The following is a 26,720-nucleotide window of genomic DNA, read 5'->3' on the forward strand; positions in this document are numbered from 1 at the left end:
CCGGATGGAGAATGCTCATGGCACGCCGTTCCGACGTGTTGGACACGATCGTCAACCTCGCCAAGCGGCGGGGTCTGGTCTACCCGTCGAGTGAGATCTACGGCGGACTGCGCGCCTCCTGGGATTATGGCCCGCTCGGCGTCGAGCTGAAGAACAACGTCAAGCGCCAGTGGTGGAAGTCCATGGTGCAGGGCCGCGACGACGTCGTGGGCCTCGACTCCTGCGTGATCCTCGCGCGGGAGGTCTGGGAGGCCAGCGGGCACGTCAACGCGTTCGTCGACCCGCTCACCGAGTGCCAGTCGTGCCACAAGCGGTTCCGCGCCGACCACCTCGAAGAGGCCTACGAGGCCAAGCACGGCCGCCCGCCGGCCGCCGGCCTGGCCGACCTGAGCTGCCCCAACTGCGGGGTGAAGGGCTCCTTCACCGAGCCGAAGATGTTCAACGGGCTGCTCAAGACCTACCTCGGCCCGATCGAGGACGAGTCGGGGCTGGCCTACCTGCGGCCGGAGACCGCGCAGGGCATCTTCATCAACTACCTCAACGTGCAGCAGTCGGCCCGCCGCAAGGTGCCGTTCGGCATCGGGCAGGTGGGCAAGTCGTTCCGCAACGAGATCACGCCCGGCAACTTCATCTTCCGGACCCGCGAGTTCGAGCAGATGGAGATGGAGTTCTTCGTCAAGCCCGGCAGCGACGAGGAATGGCACCAGTACTGGATCGACGAGCGCATGCAGTGGTACGTCGACCTCGGCATCCGCAAGGAGAACCTGCGGCTGTTCGAGCACCCGGCCGACAAGCTGTCGCACTACTCCAAGCGCACCGTCGATGTGGAGTACCGCTTCGACTTCGTCGGCAGCGAGTGGGGCGAGCTGGAGGGTATCGCCAACCGCACCGATTACGACCTGACCACGCACGGCAAGGCGTCCGGCACCGACCTGTCGTATTTCGACCAGGAATCGGGCGACCGGTTCGTCCCGTACGTGATCGAGCCCGCGGCGGGCGTCGACCGCTGCACACTGACGTTCATGATGGACGCCTACGCCGAGGACGAGGCGCCCAACGCCAAGGGCAAGCTGGAGAAGCGCACGGTCATGCGGCTCGACCGGCGGCTCGCCCCGGTCAAGATCGCGGTGCTGCCGCTGTCGCGCAACTCCGACCTGTCGCCGAAGGCCCGCGACCTGGCGGCCCTGCTGCGCAAGAACTGGAACGTCGACTTCGACGACGCGGGCGCGATCGGCCGCCGCTACCGCCGCCAGGACGAGATCGGCACCCCCTTCTGCGTCACCGTCGACTTCGACACCCTTGAGGACGACGCGGTGACCGTCCGGGAGCGCGACACGATGAGCCAGGAGCGCATCTCGCTCAGCCAGGTCGAGTCGTTCCTCGCCGCGCAGCTCATCGGCTGCTGACCGGCGGCCGGCCGGGGGCCGGCCGCCGCTGGACGCCGTGCGGGCCGTCCCTCCCAGCCGTTCGGGAGGGACGGCCCTTCCTCGTCTTCCGGCCTTGACGGGACGCGGCGGAATCGGCTTGTGAGGCCGGTCGCCGTCATGGGCTACGGTGACGAGGGACCGACCGATCGCCGACAGGAGGCTGCGCGTGCGCGACCCCCGGCGATCACCCCTGCCCCGCGACGAGCGCGGACGGCTGGCCCGGCTGCTGGTCATCGCGCTGGGCCTGCTCGGTTTCGTGGCCGTCCCGGCCGGCGCGTCCGTCCCCGCGGGGCCCGGTCAAGGCGCCGCCCAGGCGGCCGTCCAGACGGCCGGGCCGAACGCGCCCGGCCGCAGCCGGACGGCCCCCCGGTCGAGTCCGGCCACGCGTACCGAAGCGGCTGTCGCGGCCGTCGTGCGGCAGGTGTCCGGGGCGTCCGCCCCGGCCCCGGCCGTCGCCGCCCCGCCCGCCGGCGTCGACGTGCGCCCGCCGTCCGGACGGGCCGTCCGCCGCGCGATGGCCGCCGAGCCGTTCGTGGCCGCCCTGCCGGGCGCGCCCCGGGGACGCGCGCCGCCCCTTCCCGCACTGATCTGACGGTTCCTGTCCGATCGGCGTCCGGGGTCCGCGCGGGCCCCGGACGCCGGTGGCCGCGGTGCCGCCCGTCCCGCGTGCGCGGACGGCGGCGCCGGGCCCCGTGTGGAGGTCTCCCCTTGTCTCGCGCCAATGTGGTGCGGGCGGTACTGGCGTTCGCCGTGCTCGCCGCATCGCTGTACTTCGCCCTGTCCGAACCCGCCCGCCTCGGCCTCGACCTGCGCGGCGGCACCCAGATCGTGCTGGAGACGCAGGACTCGCCGTCGGTCAAGGCCGGTCGCGCGTCCACCGACCGCGCCAAGGAGGTGCTGCACCGCCGGATCGACGCGCTGGGCGTCGCCGAGTCGTCGATCACCCGGTCCGGGGACCGGCGGATCATCGTCGAGCTGCCCGACGTCCAGGACCCGGCCCGCGCCGCCGCGGTGATCGGCAGGACCGCCCAGCTCACCGCGCACCCCGTCCGGGCGAGCGCGCAGGCCCCGCCGGGCGCGGGCGAGCGGGTCCTGCCGGACGAGCGGGGACGGCCGATCATGCTCGGCCCGGCCGCCCTGACCGGCGACGGCATCGGCTCGGCCGCCGCCTCGTTCGACCCGCAGAACCTGAGCGGCTGGGCGGTCGACATCGGCTTCCGCGGGGACGGCGGCCGGACGTGGGAGGCGCTCACCGCCAAGAGCGCCTGCGCGGTGGGCGACGAGCGCCGCGTCGCGATCGTGCTGGACGGCAAGGTGATCTCCTCGCCGCAGGTCACCGAGCAGGTCGGCTGCGGCGTCGGCATCACCGGCGGGTCCACCCAGATCACCGGGGACTTCGGCGCCGAGGAGGCCAAGGACCTGGCCGCCCTGGTGGAGGGCGGCTCGCTGCCCGTCCCGGTGAAGACCATCGAGCAGCGGGTCGTCGGGCCCACCCTCGGCGACGCCGCGATCCAGGCCAGCGCGCAGGCCGCGCTGATCGGCGTGGCGCTGACCGGGCTGTTCATCATCGCCGTCTACCGGCTCGTCGGCGCCCTGGCCGCGATCGCGCTGGCCTGCTACGCGCTGATCTCCTACGCGGCGCTGGTCGCGATCGGCGCGACGCTGACGCTGCCGGGGCTCGCCGGGTTCGTGCTGGCCATCGGGATGGCGATCGACGCGAACGTGCTGGCGTTCGAACGGGCCAGGGAGGAGTACGCGGCGGCGCCCCGGCGCGGCCTGCGGTCGGCGCTGAGCACCGGCTTCACCCGCGCCTGGTCGGCGATCGCCGACTCCAACATCACCACCCTGCTCGCCGCCGGGCTGCTCTTCTTCCTGGCGTCCGGGCCGGTGAAGGGCTTCGGCGTCACGCTGTCGATCGGCGTGCTCGGCTCGCTGGTGTCGGCGATGCTGCTGAGCCGCGTCCTCACCGAGTCGGCCCTCGGCCGCCGCGCCGTCGCCCGCCGCCCCGGCCTGACCGGTCTGGGCTCCACCGGCCGCGTCCGCGACCGGCTGGAACGCCGCCGTCCCGACCTGATGGGACGGAGCCGGCTCTGGCTGGCGTTCTCCGGGCTGGCCGTCGTGCTCGCCGTCACCGGGATCTTCGCGCGCGGGCTGAACTGGGGCGTGGAGTTCACCGGGGGGCGCCTGGTCGAGTACTCCACGAGCCGCCACGTGGACATCGACACCGCCCGCGCCGCCGTCTCCGGCGCCGGGTTCCCGCGCGCCGTCGTCCAGACGTCCGGCAAGGACGGCATCGCCGTGCGGACCGAGAAGCTCGACAACGCGGAGGAGAAGCGGGTCCAGGAGGCCCTCGCGGCGAAGGGCGGGCAGGCGGTCAAGCAGCGGGACGAGCTGATCGGCCCCAGCCTCGGCGCGGAGCTGCGGACCAAGGCGCTCATCGCGCTCGGCGTCGCGCTGCTGGCGCAGCTGGCCTACCTGGCGATCCGGTTCCGCTGGACGTTCGGGCTGGGCTCGGTGCTCGCCATGTTCCACGACGTGGTGATCGTCGCCGGGACGTTCGCCTGGCTCGGCAAGCCGATCGACGGGGTCTTCCTGGCCGCGCTGCTCACCGTGATCGGCTACTCGGTGAACGACTCGGTGGTGGTGTTCGACCGGATCCGGGAGCTGTGGGGCGCCCGCCCCAAGGACCGCTTCGCCGACCTCGCCAACCTCGGCGCGCTGCAAACGGTCCCGCGGACCATCAACACCGGGATGGGCGCGCTCTTCATCCTGGCCGCGCTCGCCCTGCTCGGCGGCGACTCGCTGACCGACTTCGCGCTCGCGCTGCTGATCGGCATCGTCGTCGGCACCTACTCGAGCATCTTCACCGCCACCCCGCTGGCGATCGTCTTCGAGCGTTTCACCAAGGCGCCCGCGCCGACGCCGAAGACGTCCCGCCGTCCCGCAGCCCGCCGCCAACCCGGCGACTCGGGCGCCGTCGTCTGACCGTTCAGGGGGGCCGCCGGAGCCCGGCGGCCCCCCTGAACGGGAGGCGGGACGAGGGTCAGTCGGGCAGGACCGAGCGCTTCAGGGGCCCGCTCGTTCCCTCGACGAGGCAGAACGCCAGGCGGTAGCCGAAGGACCATCCGCGCTTGGTCGGCGGCGCGACCAGCAACTCGACCGGAACCGGCGACGGGTGCGAGTCGAACGCCGCCGCCTGACGGCGCACGCAATCGGCCGAGGCCTTCTTCCTGACCTCCTGGACTCCCGGCCAGGTACCGGCGGGGAAGCGGTGCACGCCGACCACTTGGTGCTTGTGCGGCTTGGTGCAGGACATGATGCGGATGGTCACGGAGTTGTTGGAATCCCAGTTCCTCATGCAGTCGCCCACCTGCACCTCCGGCCACGTCCTCAGGTCGGGATCGACGGTGCCCGCGAGCCGGGAGGTGAGGTTCTCCTCGCCGGAGTAGCGCATCGCGCAGGTCACGCCCCGCTCGCCCCGCTTCCAGAGGTTGCCGGTGGGGGCGATGGTGGAGAGGACCAGGTCGTCGGCGTACCGGCTCTTGGCGAGGCCGTCGCCGATGACCTTGTCGCATGCGGCCCCGGCGTCGGTGAACACCCGCTGTTCGCCGGGGAACGGGCCGTCCGGCAGCCGCGTCTTCGCGACGATCTCCCCGTGGTGCCGCTCATCGCAGGGCCGGGCCGTCACCACGCGGTCGCTCTTCTTGCCGGAGCCGTCGAAGCAGTCGCCGACCTTGAGCATGCCTATGAGCGTCTGGCCGCTCTTGGTGATGTCGCCGGACCCGTTCCGGTCCATATTGCGGGCCGAATCGTAGGCGACGAGGGCGAGGCCCGCCACGACGAGCGGCAGCCAGACCGTGCCGGCCACGATCCCGCCGATCGCCAGGCCCTTCCCGCGCTCGCCGCGGCGGCCGATCTGGACCAGCGCCGCGATGCCGAATCCGATCGCGATGACCGTCCCGCCGATGATCGCGGTGACCAGCGCCACGATCGCGAACCGGTTCGTGCGCGCCGCCGCGTCCTGCACGGCGTGCGACGGGACGGGACGTCCGGCGTGCGGCGGCCCGTCCTGCGCGGGCGGCGCGGGCGGTGCGGGCGGTGCGGACGGGGGATCCGGGGTGGACGGGGCGTCCGGGGCGGCCCAGTCCGGGGCGGAGGATGACGCCGGGAGGTTATCAGCGTTCGGTGGCACGGTCACAAGCGCGACATTAGCCACAAATCGCAGGTCTGGCCTGGTCGTGGCCGAGTCGTGATCACGAATGCGGATCGGGGGACCGCCGGCGTCCGGCGGCCCCCCGATCGGGGTGGACAGGGGTCAGGCCAGGGGCGGCTGGCTCTCCTCGTTCTCGGCGCGGATCACCTGCATGACCGCGTTGATCAGGGCGAGGTGGGTGAACGCCTGCGGGAAGTTGCCCAGGTGCCGGCCGGTGTGCGGGTCGATCTCCTCGGCGTAGAGCTGCAACGGGCTGGCGTAGGAGAGGAGCTTCTCGCACAGGGCTCGCGCCCGCTCCAGCTCACCGATCATCACCAGCGCGCTGACCAGCCAGAACGAGCAGATCGTGAACGTTCCCTCCTCGGACTCGAACCCGTCGTCGGTCTCGGTGGCCCGGTACCGCAGCACCAGGTCGTCCTCCGACAGCTCGTCGGCGATCGCCAGGACCGTCTCGCGGACCCGCTTGTCGTCGGCGGGCAGGAACCCGAGCAGCGGGATCAGCAGCGAGGAGGCGTCCAGCGAGTCGGCGCCGTAGTGCGCGGTGAACACGCCCCGGTCGTCGAGCGCGTTGGCCAGCACGTCGGCGTGGATCTCGTCGGCCGCCTGCTGCCAGCGCAGGGCCCGCTCGTCGTCGCCGCGGATCCGGGCCAGCCGGGCGCCGCGCTCGGCGGCCACCCAGCAGAACACCTTGGAGGAGGTGAAGTGCTGCGGCGCGCCGCGCACCTCCCACATGCCGCAGTCGGGCGTCTTCCAGTTCGCGACGGCGTCGTCGACCTGCTTGACCACGATCTTCCAGAGCCGGTCGTCGAGCCGGTCGCGCTTGCGCACGAACAGGTAGACCGAGCCGATGATCGCGCCCCACACGTCGTGCTGGGCCTGCATGTACGCCTCGTTGCCGATGCGCACCGGGCGGGCGTTGTCGTAACCGCTGAGGTGGTCGAGGGTGAACTCGGGCAGCTCCTCCCGGCCGTCCAGCCCGTACATGATCTGGAGCTTGCCCTCGGCGGCCTCGGCGACGTCGGTGATGAAGTAGAAGAAGTCGTTGGCCTCCCAGTCGTACCCGAGGGTGTAGAAGGCCCACAGCGCCATGGTGGAGTCGCGGATCCAGGTGTAGCGGTAGTCCCAGTTGCGGTCGCCGCCCGGCGTCTCGGGCAGCGAGGTGGTCGCCGCGGCGGCCACCGCCCCGGACGGGCCGAACGTCAGCCCCTTCAAGGTCAGGGCGCTGCGCTGGAGATGGCTCCGCCACGGGTGGTCGGGGAACTTGCCCCGGTCGAGCCAGTGCTGCCAGTGGTGCACCGTCCAGACGAGCCGTTCCTGCGCCTCCTCGTAGACCTCGGGCGGCGCGTGCTCGCTCCACGACAGCGCGACGAAGCGCGCGTCGCCCTGCTTGAGCAGGGTGCGGGAGGTGGCCAGCGAACCCTCGAAGCCGACGTTCATGTCGGTGGAGAGCCGCAGGTTGATCCCGTTCCCGCGCGCGACGGCCTCGTGGTACCCGGTGCCGGTGTGCTCCCAGCGGGCCGGGGTCTGGCCGTAGTCGAACACCGGCATGCAGTCGAGCCGCACCTGCGCCTGGCCGTTCACGCACCGGACCATGCGCAGCAGCACGTGGTCGGCGTCGTAGTCGGTGGGCGCGCGGCGGTGCGTGTGCGAGCGCTCGGTCTCGTGGTGCCAGGGCCCCATGAGCAGCGCGTCGGTGACCACCAGCCAGCCCCCGTGCACCCACCAGGTGGTCTCCATCACCATCGTGCCCGGGATGTACCGCTGCGCGGCGGGCACCTCGACCCCCGCCGGGCCGACCCGGAAGTACCCGGCGTCCCGGTCGAGGATCGAGCCGAACACGCTGGGCGAGTCCATCTTCGGCAGGCACATCCACTCGATGTTCCCGCTCGGCGCGACCAGCGCGGTCGTCTCGCAGTCCGACAGGAAACCGAAATCGGCGATAGGGGCGAACGGGTCACCCGCCCGGCCACCGGCGACCTTGGGCCTCACAGCCTCACCTCCTTGATCCATCATTCCCTTCCCAACGCAATGGGTACGCCATATGACAACGGTGTTTCCCCGGCGACACGGCTGGAACGCGGCTAGTGGAATAGACCACTAGACCGGCATTGACCTGCAACGACGTACCGTTGCAGGACGGGCGTCGAACGAGGGCCGCCACCGCGGGTACAGTCCCCGCGAACAGGGCATCGGGCCCTTAACGCCCGGTGGAGCGCGGCGTGGCGCTCGACCGGCGGGGCCCCGCCGGCCCTGTCGTCGGGTGGAACCGGAGCGAGAAGGAGCTCCCCGTGCCGAAGTTCGTGTACGACTTCACTGAGGGAAACAAGGACCTCAAGGATCTGCTGGGTGGCAAGGGCGCCAACCTGGCCGAGATGACCAACCTCGGCCTCCCGGTGCCTCCTGGGTTCACGATCACGACGGAGAGCTGTAGGCACTACCTCGAACACGGGACACTGCCCGAAGGGCTCGCCGGCGAGGTGGACGCCCACCTGGCCGGCCTGGAGGCGGCGATGGGCAAGCGCCTCGGGCAGCCCGACGACCCGCTGCTGGTCAGCGTGCGCTCCGGCGCCAAGTTCAGCATGCCCGGGATGATGGAGACCGTCCTCAACATCGGGCTCAACGACGCATCGGTGCACGGCCTGGCCGCGCAGGCGGGCGACGAGCGGTTCGCGTGGGACTCCTACCGCCGCCTCATCCAGATGTTCGGCAAGACCGTGCTGGACATCGACGGGGAGCTGTTCGAGGACGCGATCGAGGCCGCCAAGGCCGCGCGCGGCGTCGCGGACGACGGCGGCCTGGACGCGGCCGACTTCCGGGCCCTCGTCGCGCGGTTCAAGGAGATCGTCCGCGAGCGCACCGGCCGCGACTTCCCGACCGACCCGCGCGAGCAGATGGACCTGGCGACCAAGGCCGTGTTCGACTCCTGGAACGCCGACCGCGCGGTGCTCTACCGCCGCCAGGAGCGCATCCCGGTCGACCTCGGCACCGCCGTCAACGTGTGCGCGATGGTCTTCGGCAACCTCGGCATGGACTCGGGCACCGGCGTCGCGTTCACCCGCGACCCCGCGAGCGGGCAGCAGGGCGTCTACGGCGACTACCTCCAGAACGCCCAGGGCGAGGACGTCGTCGCCGGCATCCGCAACGTCGTCGCGCTGACCGACCTGGAACGCATCGACAAGGACTCCTACGACCGGCTGCTCCAGATCATGGAGACGCTGGAGAACCACTACCTCGACATGTGCGACATCGAGTTCACGATCGAGCGCGGCCGGCTGTGGATGCTCCAGACCCGGGTCGGCAAGCGGACCGCCGCCGCCGCGTTCCGGATCGCCTGCCAGCTTCTCGACCAGGGCCTGATCGGCGCGGACGAGGCCGTGGACCGGGTCACCGGCGGGCAGCTCGCGCAGCTCATGTTCCCCCGCTTCGACGCCTCCCGGCTGGACGGCGTCCAGCGGCTCGGCAAGGGCATGAACGCCTCGCCGGGCGCCGCCGTCGGCAAGGTCGTGTTCACCTCTCCGCGGGCCGTCGAGCTCGCCGCGCGGGGCGAGCACGTCATCCTGGTCCGCCGCGAGACCAACCCCGACGACCTGTCCGGCATGGTCGCCGCGCAGGGCGTGCTCACCTCGCGCGGCGGCAAGACCTCGCACGCCGCCGTCGTGGCCCGCGGCATGGGCAAGACCTGCGTCTGCGGCGCCGAGGAGCTCGACGTCGACGTCAAGGCGGGCCGGTTCACCGCGCCCGGCGGCGTGGTCGTCGAGGAGGGCGAGGTCATCTCGATCGACGGATCGTCCGGCGAGGTCTTCCTCGGCGAGGTCCCGGTCGAGGACTCCCCGGTCGTCCGCTACTTCGAGGGCGAGCTGGCCCCGGCGGACGGCGGCGAACTCGTCCAGGCCGTGCACCGGCTGATGGCCCACGCCGACTCCCGGGCCCGGCTGGCGGTCCGCGCGAACGCCGACAACGCCGACGACGCCGCGCGCGCCCGGCGCTTCGGCGCCCGGGGCATCGGGCTGTGCCGCACCGAGCACATGTTCCTCGGCGATCGGCGGCAACTGGTCGAGAAGCTCATCCTGGCCGAGGACGACGACGAGCGGCAGGCCGCGCTGGACGCCCTCGCGCCGCTCCAGAGGCAGGACTTCGAGGGCATCTTCGCCGCGATGGACGGGACGCCGGTCACCATCCGGCTCATCGACCCCCCGCTGCACGAGTTCCTCCCTGACCTGACCGAGCTCTCGGTCAAGGTGGCCCTCGCCGGTGACGGCGCCGAGCCCCAGGACCGGAGGCTGCTCGAAGCCGTCCACCGACTGCACGAGCAGAACCCTATGCTCGGACTCAGGGGAGTGCGTCTGGGTTTGGTGATTCCCGGACTTTTCTCCATGCAGGTGCGGGCGATCGCCGAGGCCGCCGCCGCCCGGTACGCGGCCGGCGGCGACCCGCGTCCCGAGATCATGATTCCGCTGGTCGGCGCGGTCCAGGAGCTGGAGGCCGTCCGCGAGGACGCGCTGGCGGTCCTGGAGCGGGTGCGGGAGGACACCGGGATCGACGTCCCGGCGCTGATCGGCACCATGATCGAGCTGCCCCGGGCCGCGCTGACCGCGGGGCAGATCGCCGAGGCCGCCGAGTTCTTCTCCTTCGGCACCAACGACCTCACCCAGACCACCTGGGGCTTCTCCCGCGACGACGTCGAGGCGGCGTTCTTCTCCCGCTACCTGGAGCTGGGGATCTTCGGCGCCTCCCCGTTCGAGACGCTCGACCGGGAGGGGGTCGGCCGGCTGATCCGCATCGCCGTGCAGGAGGGCCGCGCGACCCGGCCGGGGATCAAGCTCGGCATCTGCGGTGAGCACGGCGGTGACCCGGACTCGGTGCACTTCTGCCACGAGGTCGGTCTCGACTACGTGTCCTGCTCGCCGTTCCGCGTCCCGATCGCGCGGCTGGAGGCGGGGCGCGCGGCGATCGAGTCGGCGGGCAGCGACAGCCGCTGATCCGCCCGGCCACGGCGCGCCGTGCCGGCGGCGGCGCGCCGTGCCGTCCGCGGAACCCCGGGCGCTCCGGGGCCTTGAATAGACTCAGGGTCCCGGAGCGCCGAGCGCTGCGCGGCACCGGACGTGTCGCGCGACACGCCGGAATCGAGAACCGCGGGCGTGCCTCCGGCCGTCTTACTAGCGTGACGACCGCGATGACGACACTGGAAGTAGAAGTGCCCGACTTCGAACCGGACAGGCCGGACGGATCGGCCGAACTGGACGAACCGGACGGGCCGACGGGGGACGGGGGCGGCGACCGCCCCCGCGGACGGCGCCGCCCGCCCCGGCCGCGCTGGTTCGTGATCACGGTCTGCGTGCTGCTCGGGCTGGTCGCCGTCTGCGTGCTGACCCCGCTCGCGGTGGGCGGCCGGATCTGGTACCAGGCGCGGCAGGACGAGCGGCCGCGGTCGGACGCGATCATCGTGCTGGGCGCCGCGCAGTACAACGGCGTGCCCTCGCCGACCCTCCAGTGGCGGCTCCAACACGCCCTGGACCTCTACCGCAAGGGCGTCGCCCCCGCCATCGTCACCGTCGGGGGCCGGGCGCCCGGCGACAACTTCACCGAGGCCGAGGCCGGCCGGCGGTGGCTGGTCAAGAAGGGCGGGGTGCCGGCCGCCAAGGTGGTCGCCGTCCCCGAGGGGCGCGACACGCTGGAGAGCATGAAGGCCACCGGGAAGCGGTTCGCGAGCCTGCACTGGACGTCCGCCGTCATCGTCACCGACCCGTGGCACGGCCTGCGCTCCAAGCGGATGGCCTCGGACAACGGCATCGAAGCCGCCGCCTCCCCGACCCGCAGCGGCCCGAGCGTGCAGACCCGCGACACCCAGCTGAACTACATCGTCCGCGAGACCGGCGGCTACCTGTCGTACGTCCTGTTCGGCAAGAGCGTGCAGGTGCCCAGCGAGACCATCAAGACCACACCGACCGCCACGGGCCGGCGGTGATCCCCGCAGCACCCTCCGGTCCGGTCCGCGCGGTCGCCGCCGTCCGTACGCCCGCGCGCCATCGGGAGGGCCCGCGTCCCGCATACGCTGGGGCACGATGACCGACTACACCGACCACGACCGGGAGCGCTGGGCTCCCGAGCCCGCCAAGCGCCGCGACCGCACCGCCTTCGAACGCGACCGGGCCCGGGTGCTGCACAGCGCCGCGCTGCGCCGCCTGGCGGCCAAGACCCAGGTCGCCTCGCCCGGCGCGGACGCCGCCGCCGACAACGTGCAGAGCCTGCGCACCAGGCTGACGCACTCGCTGGAGTGCGCGCAGGTCGGGCGGGAGCTCGGCAAGGCCCTCGGCTGCGACCCCGACCTGGTGGAGACGGCCTGCCTGGCGCACGACATCGGCCACCCGCCGTTCGGGCACAACGGTGAGGCGGCGCTGGACGTGGTCGCCCAGGACTGCGGCGGGTTCGAGGGCAACGCGCAGAGCCTGCGCGTCCTCACCCGGCTCGAACCCAAGTCGTTCGCCCCCGCCGGGCCGCCCCTCTACGGCCGCAGCGTCGGCCTCAACCTCACCCGCGCCGCCCTGGACGGCGTGATGAAGTACCCCTGGCACAAGGGCGCGTCCCGGACCCGCGCTCCCGGCGCGAGCGGGGGCGGCCCGTTCGGCGTCTACGACGACGACACCGACGCGGCGCTGTGGGCCCGTGAGGACGTGCCGTCCGGCCGGAGGTGCTTCGAGGCGCAGGTGATGGACTGGAGCGACGACGTCGCCTACTCCGTGCACGACCTCGAGGACGCGCTCGTCGCCGGGCACATCGACTTTGCCCGGCTCACCGACCCGGCCGAGCGCCGCGTCGTCGCCACCACCGCGATCAAGCTCTACTGCGCCGACGCCGACCCGGCCGAGCTGGAGGAGCGGTTCACCACGCTGCTGGCCGAGCCGTACTGGCCCGACCGCTACGACGGGACGCCGCGCACGCTGGCGGCGCTCAAGAACCTCACCAGCACGCTGATCGGCCGGTTCTGCATGGCCGCCGAGCACGCCACCCGCGCGGCGTACGGCGACAGCCCGCTCACCCGGTACGCGGCCGAGCTGATCGTCCCGCGCGCGCAGCGGCTGGAGTGCGCGTTGCTCAAGGGGATCACGGCGCACTACGTGTGGATCAGCCACGAGGAGATCAGGGCCCGGCAGCGGGAGCTGATCGTCGAGCTGGCCGAGCTGATGAGCGCCGGCGCGCCCGGCACCCTCGACCCGGGGTTCCGCGCCGCCTACATCGACGCCGCCGACGACGCCGCCCGCCTCCGCGCCGTCGTCGACCAGATCGCCTCGCTCACCGACCTCTCGGCGATCACCCGGCACCGGATCCTGAGCGGCTGATCCGCCGTCCGCCGGTGATCGCCGCGGATCAGCGGGGCATATCGCGCCAGATCGTCCCAATGTCAGGGCGGCTCCGGCCGATGCCCCGGCGCGGCGAAGTGTTGCCCTTGTCTCCTCCGGGGACGCCGCTGTAGGGATAGCAGGAACGGCGCCCACGCGGTGCTCATCGACAGGAGGTCGCCATGCCCGAGGAGACGTTCGTCATCGTCGGCGCGAGCCTGGCCGGTGCCAAGGCCGCGGAGACGCTGCGCGAGGAGGGCTTCCGCGGCCGGGTGGTGCTTATCGGCGACGAGATCGAACGGCCCTACGAGCGGCCTCCCCTGTCCAAGGGGTTCCTGCTCGGCAAGGAGCCGCGCGACAAGGCGCACGTGCACGAGCCCGACTGGTACGACAAGCACGACGTGGACCTCCGGCTCGGCGCCCGGGTCGACGGCTTCGACCGGGTGGGGCACGAGGTGCGGCTGGCGTCCGGGGAGCGCCTCGGCTACGACCGGCTGCTGCTCGCCACCGGGGCGTCCCCGCGGCGGCTGGACGTCCCGGGCGCCAAGCTCCAGGGCATCCACTACCTGCGCACGATGTCGGACTCGGCGGCGCTGCGGGAGGCGCTGTCGCCCGGGGGACGGCGCGTCGTGGTCGCCGGGGCCGGGTGGATCGGCATGGAGGCCGCCGCCGCGGCCCGCGGGTACGGGAACGACGTGACGGTCATCGAGCCGGAACCGGCGCCGCTGTACGCGGCGGTGGGCCCGGAGATCGGCGGCGTCTTCGCCGACCTGCACCGCGAGCACGGCGTCGACCTGCGGCTCGACCAGGGGGTGGCGGGGTTCTGGGGCGCCGGGCAGGTCTCGGCGGTGGTCACCTCGGGCGGCGCGGAGGTTCCGGCGGACGTGGTGGTCGTCGGGATCGGGGTGCGGCCCAACACCCGGCTGGCCGAGGAGGCGGGGCTGGAGGTGTCCGACGGCATCCTGGTCGACCAGTCGCTGTGCACCTCCGACCCCGACGTCTACGCCGCGGGCGACGTGGCGAGCGCCTACCATCCGCTGCTCGGGCGGCGGATCCGGGTGGAGCACTGGGCGAACGCGCTGAACGGCGGGCCGGCGGCGGCCCGCGCGATGCTCGGGCGGGAGGTGAGCTACGACCGCGTCCCGTACTTCTTCAGCGATCAGTACGACCTCGGCATGGAGATGTCGGGCGTCGCGGGGCCGGGCGAGTACGACGAGGTCGTCTACCGGGGCGACGTCCCGGGCCGCGAGTTCGTCGCGTTCTGGCTGTCGGCCGGGCGGGTCGTCGCGGGCATGAACGTCAACGTGTGGGACGTGACCGGCGACGTTCAGGAGCTGATCAGGTCCGGCCGGCAGGTCGATCGTTCCCGGCTCGCCGACCCGAAGGTTTCGCTGGCCGGGCTGGGCTGAACTCCGGGCCCCGAAGGGGACGCGATCGGGGTGTAAGCCACGTAATGTCTGCTTGGTGGTGACGCAGACGATCAAGCTCGGCCGGGCCAGGGCCGCGGTGACGGTGGCGTTCCTGGCGCACGGCCTGCTCGGTGCGGCCTGGGTGGCCCGTATCCCGCAGATCAAGGAGCACCTCGGGCTGAGCGACGGCTCGCTCGGGCTCGCGCTGCTCGGCGCGCCGGTCGGCGTGACCGTGGCGGTGCGGTTCGCCGGCTGGACGGTGGCGCGCTGGGGCAGCCGGGCGACGACGATCACGGCCGGACTGGTGGTCGCGGTGTCGCTGGTGCCGCTCGGGTTCGCCTGGAACCTGGGCTCGCTGATCTGCGCGCTGGTCCTGATGGGCGGGTCGCTCGGCCTGATGGACGTGGCGATGAACGCGCAGGGCGTGGCCGTCGAGCGCCGCTACGGGCGCCCGCTGATGTCGGGACTGCACGGCGCGTACAGCATCGGGACGCTCGGCGCGGCGTTGGCCGGGTCGGCCGCGGCGCACGGGCACGTGCCGGTGGCGCTGCATCTGGGCGTGGCGGCGGTGGTGATCGCGGCGGTGCTCCTGCTGGGCTGCCGGGGGCTGCTGGACCGGTCCGCCGACGAGATGCCCGAGCAGGACGCCGGCGGCCCGTCCGCGGGGGCGCGGGCGGGGCGGTGGACGTTGGCGCTGCTGGGCGTGATCGGGCTGTGCTCGTTCGTGGGCGAGGGCGCGATGGCCGACTGGAGCGCGGTCTACCTGCGGGAGACGCTCGACACCGGGCCGGGCGTGGCCGGGCTCGGGTACGCGGGCTGCGCGGTCGCGATGACGGTCGGACGGCTGGCCGGCGACCGGGTGGTGGCGCGGTTCGGACCGGTCCTGGTGCTGCGCCTCGGCGCGCTGGTCGCCGCGCTCGGCCTCGGGCTGGGCCTGCTGGCCGGGAACCCGGTCGCGGCCGTGGCCGGGTTCACGCTGTTCGGGCTGGGCGTCGCCCCGGTCGCGCCGGTCACCTTCAGCGCGGCGGGCAACCTGTCCGGGGTTCCGGCCGCGTCGGGGATCGCGCGGGTGACGGCGGTCGGCTACCTCGGGCTGCTGGGCGGTCCGCCGGTGATCGGGTTCATTGCGCAGGGGGTCGGGCAGACCTGGGCGCTGGGCGTCCCGGTGCTGCTGGTCGGCATGATCGTGCTCCTCGCCGGGGCGACCGCCACCGCCGGACGGTGATCCTTCTGCCGGGTTGCGACATTCGCATATGTCCCGCTCCGGTAAGGTCTGGGCGAGTGAGCACCATGCAGCGGTCAAAACCGGTCAAATCGGTTATGGCCGTCTCGCGTCACCGCCCATTCCTGCGCGAGCTGCTCAGCTTCGGGTTCGTCGGCTGCGTCGGCACGGTGATCACGATCTTCGGCGCCAACCTGCTGCGCGCCTGGCTCGGCGGCAGCCCGGTGACCAGCGTGGTCGTCCCGACCATGGTCTCCACCCTGGTGTCCTACCTGGCCAACCGGTTCTGGACGTTCCGCGACCGCGACAGCGACGGTTCCGGCCGCGAAGTGGTGATCTTCTTCGCGCTGAACGGCGTGGGGATGCTCATCCAGGTGCTGTGCACCGGCTTCACCTACTACACGCTGGGCCTGCACGGCGGCATCGCCTACAACCTCGGCCTGCTGGCCGGCCTCGGGCTCGGCTCGGCGTTCCGCTACTGGTCGTACAAGAAGTGGGTGTTCACGCCCACGGCGCCGGCCTGAGACGGACCGGACGGGTGGCCGTGCGCCGCGCCCACGGCGTGCCCGGCCCCGCCGCGTCGACCTCCGGTGGGGCCGGGGCCGGTTCAGCGGCCGGCGGGGGTGATCTTCTCGGTCTGGGCCAGGACCTCGCCGAGCAGGGCGGGCAGGTCCTGGCCGCGGAGCTGAGAGAAGATCACATGATCGACGCCGCGCTCGGCGAGGCGGCCGACGGTGTCGACGCACTGGTCCACCGACGGCTCGCCCGGGATGTTGGTCAGGGACGTCTTCTCGATGTCGGCGTAGTCGCGGCCCTCGCGCTCGCAGTGCTCGCGCAGCACGTCGAGCTTGTGGGGCAGCCCGTCGGAGTCGAAGATGTTGCACGCGTCGGCGTACTTGGCGACGAAGCGCAGCGTCTTCTTCTCGCCGCCGCCGCCGATCAGGATCGGCGGGTGCGGGCGGGAGACCGCCTGCGGGGAGTTGAGCGGACGCTCCATCCCGAAGTGCTTCCCGTGGAAGGGGGACTCGTCGCCCTTCCACATCTGGTGGGCGATCCGCAGCGCCTCCTCCAGGCGTTCGAACCGCTCGGCGACCGGCGGGAAGTCGACGCCGAGGCCACGTGACTCCTCCTCGTTCCACGCCGCGCCGATGCCGAGCCAGGCGCGGCCCTCCGACAGCACGTCCAGGGTCGTGACGGTCTTCACCAGGATGCCGGGATTGCGGTAGGTGACCCCGGTGACCATGGTGCCGAGGCTGATCCGCTCGGTGAGCGCCGCCGCGTACGACAGCGCCGAGTAGGCCTCCAGCATCGGCTCGTCGGCCGCGCCGACCATCGCGATCTGGAAGAAGTGGTCCATGACCCAGAACGAGTGCAGCCCGGCCTGGTCGGCGTCGCGGGCCATCCGCCCGAACGTCGGCCGGATCCGCTCGTCGCCGCCGGGGAAGGTGAAGGTGGGGACCTGAAGTCCGATGCGCATGCCGTGTCCTTCTGTGGTCGGGTGCTCGGGTCAACCTTGCGACCTGGAGTGCGCTCCAGGTCAAGGCGTTCGGTCCGGGTCCCCGGACGGCCCGGTCATCGTCGGGCGCGTCCGGAACGGGGACGGCCGCTATGGCGAACGTCCCCATTCCGGCGCCCGAGATTCCGCGGCGCGCGGGTCCTTGCGAAGTGTTGGGGGAGCTGCGGCCACGGCCTACCGGACCGTATCGCGGACGGGGAGGATTGACCTGGAGCGCACTCCAGGTGGGATTCTTGCCCGGTGAGCTCCTACTCCCCGGCCGAGACCGCCGAGAAGAGCGGTTTCAGCATCGACACGCTGCGCTACTACGAGAAGATCGGCCTGCTCTCCGGGATCGCGCGCAACTCGTCCGGGCGGCGCGTCTTCAGCGACGACGACCTGCGCTGGCTCGGGATGCTGCAATGCCTGCGCGGGACCGGGATGCCGATCGCCGAGATGCTGCGCTACTCCGAGCTGGCGCGGGGCGGGGGCGGCACCGTCCAGGAGCGGCTGGCGATCCTCCAGGAGCACGACCGGCGGGTGGAGGAGCAGATCGCCCGGCTCCAGGACCAGCAGCGGCAGATCCAGTGGAAGATCGACCTCTACCGCGGCGAGGTCTGCGACGGGGTGCCCGCCTGACGGCCCGGCAGTACCGCCGCCGGTCCGGTCATCCGGCGCCGCCGCCGGGGGGCGTCCACGAGGGCGAGCGGCCGAGCAGCGCCAGCAGGCGGTGCTCGGCCGGGACACCGTCGTCGATCGGGCCGGCGACCTGGTCGAAGGACTCCCCAGGGCCGCGCGCGCCGGGGGCGGCGGGGACGATCCCGGCGACCTTGAGCGCGGCGTCGGTCAGCTCCCGGCCCGGCTCCCACGGCGCGCCGATCGTGGCGGCCACGTCCCAGGCGTGCACGACCAGGTCCACGAAGTGGAAGGAGATCGCAAGGCGGGCGGGGAACGTGCCGTCGGCGCGGATCTCGGGCAGGACGAACTCGCGGTCCAGCACGCCGTCCTGATCGAACGCGGTGAGCAGGGCGTCGAGCGAGGTCTTCGCGGCGCCGACCGGGTCGTCGCCGAGCCGCCCGTTCCGCCAGACCCGGAGGTCGGCGCCCCGCCCGTCGACGGCGGCGGCGAACCCCTCGTCCTGGCTGACCTGGTGCCTGATCAGTCCGTGCAGCGTCCAGTCGGCGCAGGGCGTCGGCAGGTGCAGGGAGTCGGGCCGGACCTGTGCGACGGCCGCGAGGTAGAGGTCGGACGCCCGCCGGTCGAGTTCGCGGAAGTCGGACGCGAGGAGTTCGCTGAGCAGAGCCATGCCCTCACCGTAGGCCCGGACAGAGGCCCAGGCGAAGGGCCAAAATTGCGCGAACCGACTGAGCCGATTTAGGCTCGGCCGATGGAGGTCCACATCAGCCTGGCCGGCCGCCGCGACCTGTCCGGGCAGATCTACCGGCAGCTCAGGTCCGCGGTCCGGGACGGCAGGCTGCGGACCGGCGACGCGCTGCCGCCGACCCGGGAGCTCGCGCGGCGGCTGGAGATCTCCCGCAACACCGTCGCCGTCGCCTACGACCGGCTCGCCGCCGAGGGCTTCCTCCGCAGCCGGGTGGGCGCTGGGACGTTCGTCCAGGAGGCATGGCCCGCGTCCCGGGGCGCGCCGGCCGCGTCCCCGCTGCGGCCCCGGCCGGTCTGGGACGGCGTCGAGGTCTGGCCCGGCCCCGCGGCGGGCCTCACCTGGGACTTCCGCGCCGGGCTCCCCGACGTCCGGCTGTTCCCGTACGAGTCGTGGCGGCGGCTGATGTCCGCGGTGCTGCGGCCCTCGGCACTGCCCGGCCCGGGAGCCGCCGGCGACCCGGCCGGGCTGCCCGCGCTGCGCGCCGCGATCGCCCGGCACATCGGCGTCTCCCGCTCGGTGCGGGCCGGCCCGGGCGACGTCGTGGTGACGGCCGGGATCCAGCAGGCCCTGGACCTGATCGGGCGGGTGCTGCTCGAACCCGGCTCGGTCGTCGCGGTCGAGGACCCCGGCTACCCGCCCGCCCGCATGCTGTTCCGGTCGCTCGGCATGCGGGTGCGCGGCGTCCCGGTCGACGCCGAGGGGCTGCGGGTCGACGCGCTGCCGGTCGACGCGCGGGCGGTGTACGTCACACCGTCCCACCAGTTCCCGCTCGGCATGCCCATGTCGCTGCCGCGCCGCACGGCGCTGCTCGACTGGGCGCGGCGCCGGGACGTGGTGATCATCGAGGACGACTACGACACCGAGTACCGCTACGGCGGCCGTCCGGTCGAGCCGCTCCAGAGCCTCGACGGCGACGGCCGGGTGCTGTACGTCGGGACCTTCTCCAAGATCATGAGACCGGCGCTGCGACTCGGCTTCCTGGTGGCCCCGCCCGCGCTGCACGAAGCGTTCCGGCTGGCCCGCTACGTCTCGTCCTGGCACGCCGACCTGCCCGTCCAGGCCGCGCTGGCGCGCTTCATCGACGAGGGGCTGCTGGCCCGGCACATCCGCGCCTCGCGCCGCCGCTACCAGACCCGGCACGAGCGGATCGGCGAGCTGCTGGCCCGCGACTTCGCGGACCGGCTGGCGATCGTCCCGTCCGCCGCCGGTCTGCACCTGAGCGCCACCTTCCCGGACGGCACGCACGCCGGGCGGCCGGGCGAGGGGCCCGTGGACGACGCGGAGGTGGCGCGGCGCGCGCTGGCGGAGGGCGTCGGGCTCTTCCCGCTCTCGAAGTTCGCCGTGACCGAGCCGCCGATGTCCGGCCTGGTCTTCGGGTACGGAGCCGTGCGCCCCGCCGAGATCGACGAGGGCCTGCGCCGCCTGCGCGGCGTGCTCGACGCGCTCTAGGGGACGGCCTCAGCGGCGGACCGGGGTGACGCGCCTGCCGTCGGCGCCGAACAGCAGGACCCGGCTCAGGTCGACGCCCAGGTCCACCCGGTCGCCCCGGCTTGGACGGCGGCCGGACGCGATGCGGAACACCAGGTCCGAGCGCCGGTGGTGGCCGGAGTGCTCCTCGGAGACCTCGTCCGGAACGGCGCCCGCGCCGGCTAGGCCGAGCAGCCCGCGCATCCGGCCCGCGAGCCCGGACGGCCCCGGATCGGGCGAGGCGGCGGCGTGCGCGCGGCCCACCTCGTTCGGGTCGGCCGTGGCGATGCCCGCCTCGGCGTAGGCGAGCCAGTCGGACCCGTGGAACTCCAGCGCGCGGACGCACCCGGACAGCACCGCCCTGCCCGCGCCGTCCGCGCTCTTCGTGTCGGACGTGCCGGACGTGCCGGTCGCGAGGGTGAGGGCGTCCGGGCGGATCCCGACGATGACCGGGGCGCCGTGATGGCTGATCATCGCCGCGGCGCGCGGGTCGTGCGCCGGGATGGTGAGCCGCTGCGGGCCGAGGTCGAGCAGCACGCTCTGCCCCTCCTGCACCCACGCCCGCGCTTGCAGCAGGTTGATCGGCGGGGTGCTGAGGAACGCCGCGACGAACACCGTGGCCGGGTCCTGGTAGATCTGCTCGGGCGTCCCGACGTCCTCCAGCAGGCCGTCGCGCAGCACCGCGATCCGGTCGGCCATGCCGGGATACACCTTGTCAATGCCGTCGAGCACAACCTGCGTCATCGGGCCGCCTGGTGGTGGGCGAGATCTCGGTCCGCCATCCCATCGTGCGCCCGCCGGTTTGTCCAGAGCGCCCCTGCCCGCGCGGGGCCCAGGCGCGGCCGGACCCGGCCACGGTCCCCGCGCCCTTCCCGCGTCCTCGCCCGCACTCTCGGTTCTCCGTCCGGACGTGCCCATTCCGCCCGCGGCGACCGCGTGCCGCACGCCCGCACGCCCGCGCCGCCGCGCGTAACGATCGTCCGGGCCGGGACGATCAACGTGCTGATGGTGATCACCAATGGCCCGGAGGTGACGGCCGCCGTCCGGCGGCGCTGAGCGCTCCCCACCCGGTCCCCGAGGCAGCCTCCGCCAACCCATCACGAGGAGCTCCTATGTCAACGCCGACCGATTCCCCAGAGCCCGTCAGCCGCCGAACGTTCCTGCACCGCACCGGTGCCGGCGCGGTCCTGCTCGCCGGGGGTGCCCTCGCCGGGGGCACCGCCGCCGCCGCGCCCGCCGCCGCCCGGGGGACCGTGCCCGCCCGCGGGATCGCGCCCGCCGACCTCGATCCGCTCGCCCTGCTCAAGAAGATGCTGGCCTTCGACACCCAGAACCACGGCGACGGCGGGATCACCCGGCCGCACGCCGAGATGCTCAAGGGCGTCTGGGAGTCGGCCGGCGTCCCCGCCGAGATCGTCCCCACCCCGAAGAAGGACAACGTCCACCTCATCGCCCGGATCAAGGGCACCGGCTCGGCGGCTCCGCTGCTGCTGCTCGGACATTCCGATGTCGTTCCGGTGGAACGTGACAAATGGTCGGTCGACCCTTTCGCGGGCGTGGTCAAGGACGGCGAGGTCTACGGCCGCGGCTCGCTCGACATGAAGGGCGCCAACGCCGCGTTCGTCACCGCGCTGCTCCGGCACGTCAAGGAGGGCGCCCGGTTCGACCGCGACATCATCGTCCTGACCGACTGCGACGAGGAGTCCGGCCCGTACGGCTCCGGCTGGCTCGCCGAGCACCACTGGGACAAGATCGACGCGGGCATGGTGCTGACCGAGGGCGGCTGGTTCCTCGCGCAGAAGGACCGCGAGACCCCGATGCTCATCACCGTGACCCGCCAGGACAAGGTCTACTTCAACCTCGACCTGGTCGCCGACGGCACCGCCACGCACTCCTCCAAGCCCAGCCCCGGCTCGGCCGTCGCCACCCTGTCCCGCGCGGTCGCGGCCATCGACACCTGGCTCGCGCCCGTCGCGCTCACCCCGGTCACCCGCGAGTACTTCGGCGCGCTGGCCAAGGCGACGGACGACGGTGCGTTCAGGCGGGCGCTGGAGCTGATGCTCTCGGCCCGCAGCCAGGCCGCGCGCGAACGGGCCGCCGCCCTGGTCGTCAAGCGCAGTTCGTACCCCTGGCTGCACCGCGCACTGCTGCGCACCACCCACGCCTTCGTCATCGAGGACGCGGGCTACAAGGAGAACGTCATCCCCTCGACCGCCACGCTCCGCCTCAACTGCCGCGGCATCCCCGGGGGGCAGCGCCCCCGGGACTTCGTGGCGCAGCTGCGCGAGCGCCTGCACGGCCGCGACGTGACGGTCAAGGTCGCGGGCGAGGCGGGGGAGTCGGAGGAGGACGTGCTCAAGCGCCTGGACGCGAAGTCGGCCGCGCCCCCGTCCAGCATCGACTCGCCCCTCTACTCTGCCGTCCGCGCCGCCGCCGGCAAGACCTACCCGGACGCGGTGTTCGCGCCCGCGCTCTTCGAGGCGGGCACCAGCCTCTCCCCGTGGACGTCGCGCGGCGTGCCCGGCTACGGCGTCTATCCGTACGTTCTCGACAACGACCAGCTCATCACCATGCACGGCACCGATGAGCGCATCGGCGTCGCCGCCCTCCAGCAGGGCACCGAGTTCATGTACCGCCTCTTCGACGCCTTCAGGGTCCGCTGACCGGTCCCGGGCGAAGGCCCCGGCGTTCCCGGCGGGGCCTTCGCCCGGGAACGCCGGCGGCGGCGCCTCAGACCCGGTGCCCGATGGACGGGTAATCGAGCACCAGCCCGTCCCGGTCGAAGATGATCTCCTCCACGAACCCCGGGCTGGAGTACCGCACCACCGAGCGGTCGCCCTCCCGGCGGACGAACGCGTACGTCTGCCGGGACGGCCGCACCGCCAGGTCGGGGACCGACACCCAGGCCATGAGGTGCTCGGCCGGCGGGCCGCCGTCCAGAAACCCCGACCGCAGCACCGGCATCGAGTTGGTGAGTGGGGACAGGCCGAGGTCGCAGTCGAGCGCGCCCCGCACCGCCTCCGCGTCCCCGCCGGGCGGCGGCATCGCCACGTGCCCCTCCGACCGGGCGTTGACGGTCCAGTCGCCCTCCGGCCGGTTGATCAGCTCCAGCGCCCGCTCCCACGGCCCGGTCTCGGGGTCGATCCCGTTCGCCCGGACCAGCAGCCGCGCGGTGACGTACCTCTCACCCGTGGTCAGCTCGTACTCCAGCCGATAGGGGAACGGCCCGCCGCCGAGGGCGGCCCCGGACGCGGCCAGCCGCCCCCCGCCGAGGTCGACGTCCGCCGTCTCCGCGCCCGCGGGCTTCACCCACACCAGTGATCGGGTCATCCCCCCAGTGTCCTCTGCTCCGGCGGCGGTGGGGACGGTGCGCCCGTCCGCCGCCGCCGGGGCGGTGCCCGGTTCCATCGGGATGCGCCGGATGCCGGGCCGCGCCATTAGACTCGCCGCCGTGGCAGGCCGGATTCGCAATGAGGACATCGCGCTCGTACGAGAGCGGTCGTCCGTCGCCGACGTGATCGCGGAGTACCTCCAGCTCCGCAACGCCGGCGGCGGCAACCTCAAGGGCCTGTGCCCCTTCCACGAGGAGAAGTCGCCCTCGTTCAACGTCACCCCGAGCCGCGGGCTCTGGTACTGCTTCGGCTGCGGCGTCGGCGGCGACGTCATCAAGTTCGTGCAGGAGATCGAGCACCTGTCGTTCTCCGAGTCGGTCGAGCGGCTCGCGGCGCAGGTCGGGATCCAGCTCCGGTACGAGGAGGGCGGCGCCCGGCCCCGGCAGGACGGCGGGCAGCGCGCCCGGCTGATCGAGGCGCACAAGGCCGCCGCCGAGTACTTCGCCGAGCAGCTCGGCTCGGCCGAGGCGATCATCGGCCGCAGGTTCTTGTCCGAGCGGGGCTTCGAGGCCGCCGACGCGGCCCGGTTCGGGGTCGGCTTCGCGCCGCGCGAGTGGGAGGCGCTCGTCCGGCACCTGCGCCTGCGCGGCTTCTCCGACAAGGAGATGATCGCGGGCGGGCTGGTCAAGGAGGGCCGGCGCGGGCCGATGGACCGGTTCCGCGGCCGGCTGATCTGGCCGATCCGCGACCTCACCGGCGACGTGATCGGATTCGGCGCGCGCAAGCTGTACGAGGACGACGACGGGCCCAAGTACCTCAACACCCCCGAGTCGCCGATCTTCCACAAGGGCTCGGTGCTGTACGGCGCCGACCTGGCCAAGAAGGAGATCGCCCGGCGGCGGCAGGCGGTCGTGGTCGAGGGCTACACCGACGTGATGGCCTGCCATCTGAGCGGCATCCCCACCGCGATCGCGACCTGCGGCACCTCGTTCGGCGACGACCACATCAAGGTGCTGCGCCGGCTGCTGATGGACCAGGACGAGTTCCGCGGCGAGGTCATCTTCACCTTCGACGGCGACTCGGCAGGGCAGAAGGCGGCGCTGCGCGCGTTCGCCGACGAGCAGAAGTTCGTCACGCAGACCTTCGTCGCCGTTCAGCCCGACGGGCTCGACCCGTGCGACCTGCGGATCCGGCACGGCGACGCGGCGGTGCGCGATCTGGTGGCCTCGCGGCTCCCGCTGTTCGAGTTCGCGGTGCGCAGCGCGATCCAGCGGCACGACCTCGACACCGCCGAGGGGCGGCTGGCCGCGCTCGACGCGGCGGCCCCGGTGGTCGCGGCGATCAAGGACCGGTCGCTGCGGCAGATGTACGCGGTCAGCCTCGACCGCTGGCTCGGCATCATGGACGAGCAGTTCGTGCTGCGCCGCGTCCGCGAGCTGTCGGCGCGCGATCAGGCGCGCGGCCAGGGCAACGGCGGGCGCCAAGGGGGCGGCCAGGGCAACGGCGGGCGCCAGGGAGCCGGCCGCGGCGACCGCGGGCAGCAGGGCGACCCGCGGCGGCAGGGCGAGGCGCGTCCCCTGGCCGAGCGTCCGGCCTACGATCCGAACGATCCCGAGGTGCAGCGCGAGCGCGAGCTGCTCAAACTCGCGGTGCAGCGGCCCGCGGTGCTCGGCCCGGGGTTCGACGAGGTGCCGCCCGAGGCGTTCATCGCGCCGCCGCACGTGGCGGTGCGGGCGGTCATCGCCGCGGCCGGCGGGGTCGCGCTCGCCGGGGGGAGCGCCGAATGGGTCGCGCTGCTGCTCGAGCACGCCCCGAACGAGCAGGTCAAGGGCCTGGTGACGCTGTTCGGGGTGGAGCCGGTGCACGCCGCCCAGGATTCGGACGACCGCTATGGCGTGGAACTGCTGGCCCGAATACAGGAACGCCAGCTCACCCGCATGATCGCGAACGCCAAATCTAAACTCCAGCGGCTGAATCCGGCCGAGCAGCCCGAGGAGTACAACCGGCTCTTCGGCGATCTTGTCGCGCTTGAGCAGCAGAGACGGGTGTTGCGCGAGCGCGGGCTTGGGTCGCAGTAAGTCAAGAGACCGCAAAATAGGTCCTGTGATCTAGGCCCCTCGTGACGCAGACTGTCCCCGTGGGCCCTTCGGTGCTGCCAAGCGAGGCGCCATCGGTTGATCAGGTGGCGGACCTCGTCGCACGCGGCAGAGAACGCGGCGGTGTGACCGTCGATGACGTTGCTGCCGCGCTCGATCGCTCCGACTTGCCGGACGACTCCCTGGAACGGATCGTCCGGATGCTCGCAGAGCAGGGGGTAGAGGTCCTCGATTCCTCCCAGCAGGAGGCCGAGGACGTCACGCGAGTGGACGAGGGAGACCTCGGCAAGCGGGCGCCGACGAGCGACCTGGTTCGGATCTATCTGAGAGAGATCGGTCGCGTACCGCTTCTCACGGCAGAAGATGAAGTCGAACTCGCTAAATCGATCGAGGCGGGACTGTTCGCCGAGGAGAAGATGGCGCACACCGCCATCCTCGCCCGCGGCGAGCGGCTCGACCTCGAACTGCTCGCCCGTGAGGGAGTACGGGCGAAGCAACGCCTGATCGAGGCCAACCTGCGGCTGGTCGTCTCGATCGCCAAACGCTATGTGGGCCGGGGAATGCTGTTCCTCGACCTGATTCAGGAGGGCAATCTCGGACTCATCCGTGCGGTCGAGAAATTCGACTACACCAAGGGGTTCAAGTTCTCGACCTACGCCACCTGGTGGATCCGCCAGGCGATCACCCGTGCGATCGCCGACCAGGCCCGGACCATCCGGATCCCGGTGCACATGGTGGAGACCATCAACAAGCTGGTCCGGGTGCAGCGCCAGCTGCACCAGGACCTCGGCCGGGAGCCGATCCCCGAGGAGATCGGCCTGGAGATGGGCCTGACCCCCGTCCGGGTCGTGGAGATCCAGCGCATCGCCCAGGAGCCGGTGTCGCTCCAGTCGCCGATCGGGGAGGAGGACTCCGATCTCGGCGACTTCATCGAGGACGCGGACGCGGTCGTGCCGATCGAGGCGGCGGCGTTCATCCTCCTCCAGGACCAGCTGGAGGACATCCTCGGCACCCTGTCGGACCGCGAGCAGCGCATCATCCAGCTGCGCTTCGGCCTGACCGACGGCCACCCGCGCACCCTCGAGGAGGTCGGCAGGGAGTTCGGCGTGACCCGGGAGCGGATCCGCCAGATCGAGAGCAAGACGCTGGCCAAACTGCGCCACCCGTCCCGCGCCCAGGTCCTCAAGGAGTACCTGGACTGACCCCTTCGGCGAACCGCCCCCCCACCCACGGTGCGGGGGCGGTTCGCGGGACGCCGCTCACCGGCACTGCCACCGTGCCGTGGATCGTCGCGAAGGGGGAAGGGCGTCATCCGTCGGGGGGTGGAATACCGTGTGG

At 72.6% G+C, this 26,720-nt stretch carries 20 protein-coding genes; 14 read left to right on the forward strand and 6 right to left on the reverse strand.

Annotation, left to right across the window (positions count from 1 at the left end; genetic code table 11):
* Positions 1-17 precede the first annotated feature (17 nt).
* The 3 genes from OHA34_RS34495 (at position 18) to secD (ending at position 4,412) form a co-directional block, all read left to right on the forward strand.
* Complete coding sequence (locus OHA34_RS34495) at positions 18-1,406, forward strand: glycine--tRNA ligase (RefSeq protein WP_285937122.1); 1,389 nt, start codon at positions 18-20, stop codon at positions 1,404-1,406.
* Between the two features lie 187 nt (positions 1,407-1,593).
* Complete coding sequence (locus OHA34_RS34500) at positions 1,594-2,019, forward strand: hypothetical protein (protein WP_329520009.1); 426 nt, start codon at positions 1,594-1,596, stop codon at positions 2,017-2,019.
* 116 nt (positions 2,020-2,135) lie between these two features.
* A complete protein-coding gene (gene secD, locus OHA34_RS34505; protein ID WP_329520010.1) occupies positions 2,136-4,412 on the forward strand; it encodes a protein translocase subunit SecD in 2,277 nt (758 codons plus the stop codon).
* A 58-nt stretch (positions 4,413-4,470) separates the two neighbouring features.
* Here the strand turns inward: secD and OHA34_RS34510 are convergent, their stop codons facing one another.
* Both OHA34_RS34510 and OHA34_RS34515 read right to left on the reverse strand, forming a co-directional pair.
* A complete protein-coding gene (locus OHA34_RS34510; protein ID WP_329520011.1) occupies positions 4,471-5,625 on the reverse strand; it encodes a DUF4190 domain-containing protein in 1,155 nt (384 codons plus the stop codon).
* Positions 5,626-5,742: 117 nt separating this feature from the next.
* Entirely contained in the window at positions 5,743-7,629 is a 1,887-nt protein-coding gene (locus OHA34_RS34515; protein ID WP_285937116.1) for a glycoside hydrolase family 15 protein, read from the reverse strand.
* A gap of 299 nt (positions 7,630-7,928) precedes the next feature.
* Here OHA34_RS34515 and ppdK point away from each other — a divergent pair, with 299 nt between their 5' ends.
* The 6 genes from ppdK to OHA34_RS34545 all read left to right on the forward strand — a co-directional run bounded on the left by ppdK (position 7,929) and on the right by OHA34_RS34545 (position 16,132).
* A complete protein-coding gene (ppdK, locus tag OHA34_RS34520; RefSeq protein ID WP_329520012.1) occupies positions 7,929-10,619 on the forward strand; it encodes a pyruvate, phosphate dikinase in 2,691 nt (896 codons plus the stop codon).
* Between the two features lie 194 nt (positions 10,620-10,813).
* Positions 10,814-11,605 (forward strand): YdcF family protein, encoded by a 792-nt coding sequence (locus OHA34_RS34525; protein WP_285937114.1) that lies wholly within the window; start codon positions 10,814-10,816, stop codon positions 11,603-11,605.
* Between the two features lie 97 nt (positions 11,606-11,702).
* Positions 11,703-12,977 carry a deoxyguanosinetriphosphate triphosphohydrolase gene (locus tag OHA34_RS34530; RefSeq protein WP_329520013.1) on the forward strand — a complete coding sequence of 425 codons (1,275 nt, stop codon included), beginning with the start codon at positions 11,703-11,705 and terminating at the stop codon, positions 12,975-12,977.
* A gap of 182 nt (positions 12,978-13,159) precedes the next feature.
* Positions 13,160-14,386, forward strand: a complete 1,227-nt coding sequence (locus OHA34_RS34535; RefSeq protein WP_329520014.1) for an NAD(P)/FAD-dependent oxidoreductase — start codon at positions 13,160-13,162, stop codon at positions 14,384-14,386.
* A gap of 55 nt (positions 14,387-14,441) precedes the next feature.
* The gene (locus OHA34_RS34540; protein ID WP_285937111.1) at positions 14,442-15,611 is read left to right on the forward strand and encodes an MFS transporter; all 1,170 of its coding nucleotides are present in this window, start codon (positions 14,442-14,444) and stop codon (positions 15,609-15,611) included.
* A 95-nt stretch (positions 15,612-15,706) separates the two neighbouring features.
* Complete coding sequence (locus OHA34_RS34545; RefSeq protein ID WP_329520015.1) at positions 15,707-16,132, forward strand: GtrA family protein; 426 nt, start codon at positions 15,707-15,709, stop codon at positions 16,130-16,132.
* Between the two features lie 83 nt (positions 16,133-16,215).
* On the opposite strand, the gene OHA34_RS34550 is transcribed toward OHA34_RS34545, so the two are convergent.
* Complete coding sequence (locus OHA34_RS34550) at positions 16,216-17,085, reverse strand: LLM class F420-dependent oxidoreductase (protein ID WP_285937109.1); 870 nt, start codon at positions 17,083-17,085, stop codon at positions 16,216-16,218.
* A 279-nt stretch (positions 17,086-17,364) separates the two neighbouring features.
* Here OHA34_RS34550 and OHA34_RS34555 point away from each other — a divergent pair, with 279 nt between their 5' ends.
* Complete coding sequence (locus OHA34_RS34555; protein WP_285937108.1) at positions 17,365-17,742, forward strand: MerR family transcriptional regulator; 378 nt, start codon at positions 17,365-17,367, stop codon at positions 17,740-17,742.
* A 28-nt stretch (positions 17,743-17,770) separates the two neighbouring features.
* On the opposite strand, the gene OHA34_RS34560 is transcribed toward OHA34_RS34555, so the two are convergent.
* Positions 17,771-18,409 carry a TIGR03086 family metal-binding protein gene (locus OHA34_RS34560; protein ID WP_329520016.1) on the reverse strand — a complete coding sequence of 213 codons (639 nt, stop codon included), beginning with the start codon at positions 18,407-18,409 and terminating at the stop codon, positions 17,771-17,773.
* A gap of 81 nt (positions 18,410-18,490) precedes the next feature.
* Here OHA34_RS34560 and pdxR point away from each other — a divergent pair, with 81 nt between their 5' ends.
* Entirely contained in the window at positions 18,491-19,936 is a 1,446-nt protein-coding gene (pdxR, locus tag OHA34_RS34565; protein WP_329520017.1) for a MocR-like pyridoxine biosynthesis transcription factor PdxR, read from the forward strand.
* Positions 19,937-19,945: 9 nt separating this feature from the next.
* On the opposite strand, the gene OHA34_RS34570 is transcribed toward pdxR, so the two are convergent.
* Positions 19,946-20,698, reverse strand: a complete 753-nt coding sequence (locus OHA34_RS34570; RefSeq protein ID WP_285937105.1) for a hypothetical protein — start codon at positions 20,696-20,698, stop codon at positions 19,946-19,948.
* Positions 20,699-21,066: 368 nt separating this feature from the next.
* Here OHA34_RS34570 and OHA34_RS34575 point away from each other — a divergent pair, with 368 nt between their 5' ends.
* Positions 21,067-22,617: a M20/M25/M40 family metallo-hydrolase gene (locus tag OHA34_RS34575; protein ID WP_329520018.1), complete on the forward strand. Its 1,551-nt coding sequence runs from the start codon at positions 21,067-21,069 to the stop codon at positions 22,615-22,617.
* Positions 22,618-22,684: 67 nt separating this feature from the next.
* On the opposite strand, the gene OHA34_RS34580 is transcribed toward OHA34_RS34575, so the two are convergent.
* Complete coding sequence (locus OHA34_RS34580) at positions 22,685-23,284, reverse strand: putative glycolipid-binding domain-containing protein (protein ID WP_285937103.1); 600 nt, start codon at positions 23,282-23,284, stop codon at positions 22,685-22,687.
* A 121-nt stretch (positions 23,285-23,405) separates the two neighbouring features.
* Here OHA34_RS34580 and dnaG point away from each other — a divergent pair, with 121 nt between their 5' ends.
* The gene (dnaG, locus tag OHA34_RS34585) at positions 23,406-25,364 is read left to right on the forward strand and encodes a DNA primase (protein ID WP_285937102.1); all 1,959 of its coding nucleotides are present in this window, start codon (positions 23,406-23,408) and stop codon (positions 25,362-25,364) included.
* A gap of 71 nt (positions 25,365-25,435) precedes the next feature.
* On the forward strand, positions 25,436-26,584 hold the full coding sequence (gene rpoD / locus OHA34_RS34590; RefSeq protein ID WP_285938567.1) for an RNA polymerase sigma factor RpoD: 1,149 nt from the start codon (positions 25,436-25,438) through the stop codon (positions 26,582-26,584).
* Positions 26,585-26,720: the final 136 nt, after the last annotated feature.

It is taken from the genome of Spirillospora sp. NBC_01491 (assembly GCF_036227065.1).
Classification (GTDB): Bacteria; Actinomycetota; Actinomycetes; order Streptosporangiales; family Streptosporangiaceae; genus Spirillospora; species Spirillospora xylanilytica.

Excerpts from the sequence above, each read along its gene's own strand:
- OHA34_RS34580 (WP_285937103.1), bottom strand. The coding sequence starts at position 23,284 with ATGACCCGATCACTGGTGTGGGTGAAGCCCGCGGGCGCGGAGACGGCG.
- OHA34_RS34525 (WP_285937114.1), top strand. The coding sequence starts at position 10,814 with ATGACGACACTGGAAGTAGAAGTGCCCGACTTCGAACCGGACAGGCCG.
- OHA34_RS34570 (WP_285937105.1), bottom strand. The coding sequence starts at position 20,698 with ATGACGCAGGTTGTGCTCGACGGCATTGACAAGGTGTATCCCGGCATG.
- OHA34_RS34530 (WP_329520013.1), top strand. The coding sequence starts at position 11,703 with ATGACCGACTACACCGACCACGACCGGGAGCGCTGGGCTCCCGAGCCC.
- OHA34_RS34545 (WP_329520015.1), top strand. The coding sequence starts at position 15,707 with ATGGCCGTCTCGCGTCACCGCCCATTCCTGCGCGAGCTGCTCAGCTTC.
- OHA34_RS34495 (WP_285937122.1), top strand. The coding sequence starts at position 18 with ATGGCACGCCGTTCCGACGTGTTGGACACGATCGTCAACCTCGCCAAG.
- pdxR (WP_329520017.1), top strand. The coding sequence starts at position 18,491 with ATGGAGGTCCACATCAGCCTGGCCGGCCGCCGCGACCTGTCCGGGCAG.
- OHA34_RS34535 (WP_329520014.1), top strand. The coding sequence starts at position 13,160 with ATGCCCGAGGAGACGTTCGTCATCGTCGGCGCGAGCCTGGCCGGTGCC.
- OHA34_RS34560 (WP_329520016.1), bottom strand. The coding sequence starts at position 18,409 with ATGGCTCTGCTCAGCGAACTCCTCGCGTCCGACTTCCGCGAACTCGAC.
- OHA34_RS34575 (WP_329520018.1), top strand. The coding sequence starts at position 21,067 with ATGTCAACGCCGACCGATTCCCCAGAGCCCGTCAGCCGCCGAACGTTC.
- OHA34_RS34550 (WP_285937109.1), bottom strand. The coding sequence starts at position 17,085 with ATGCGCATCGGACTTCAGGTCCCCACCTTCACCTTCCCCGGCGGCGAC.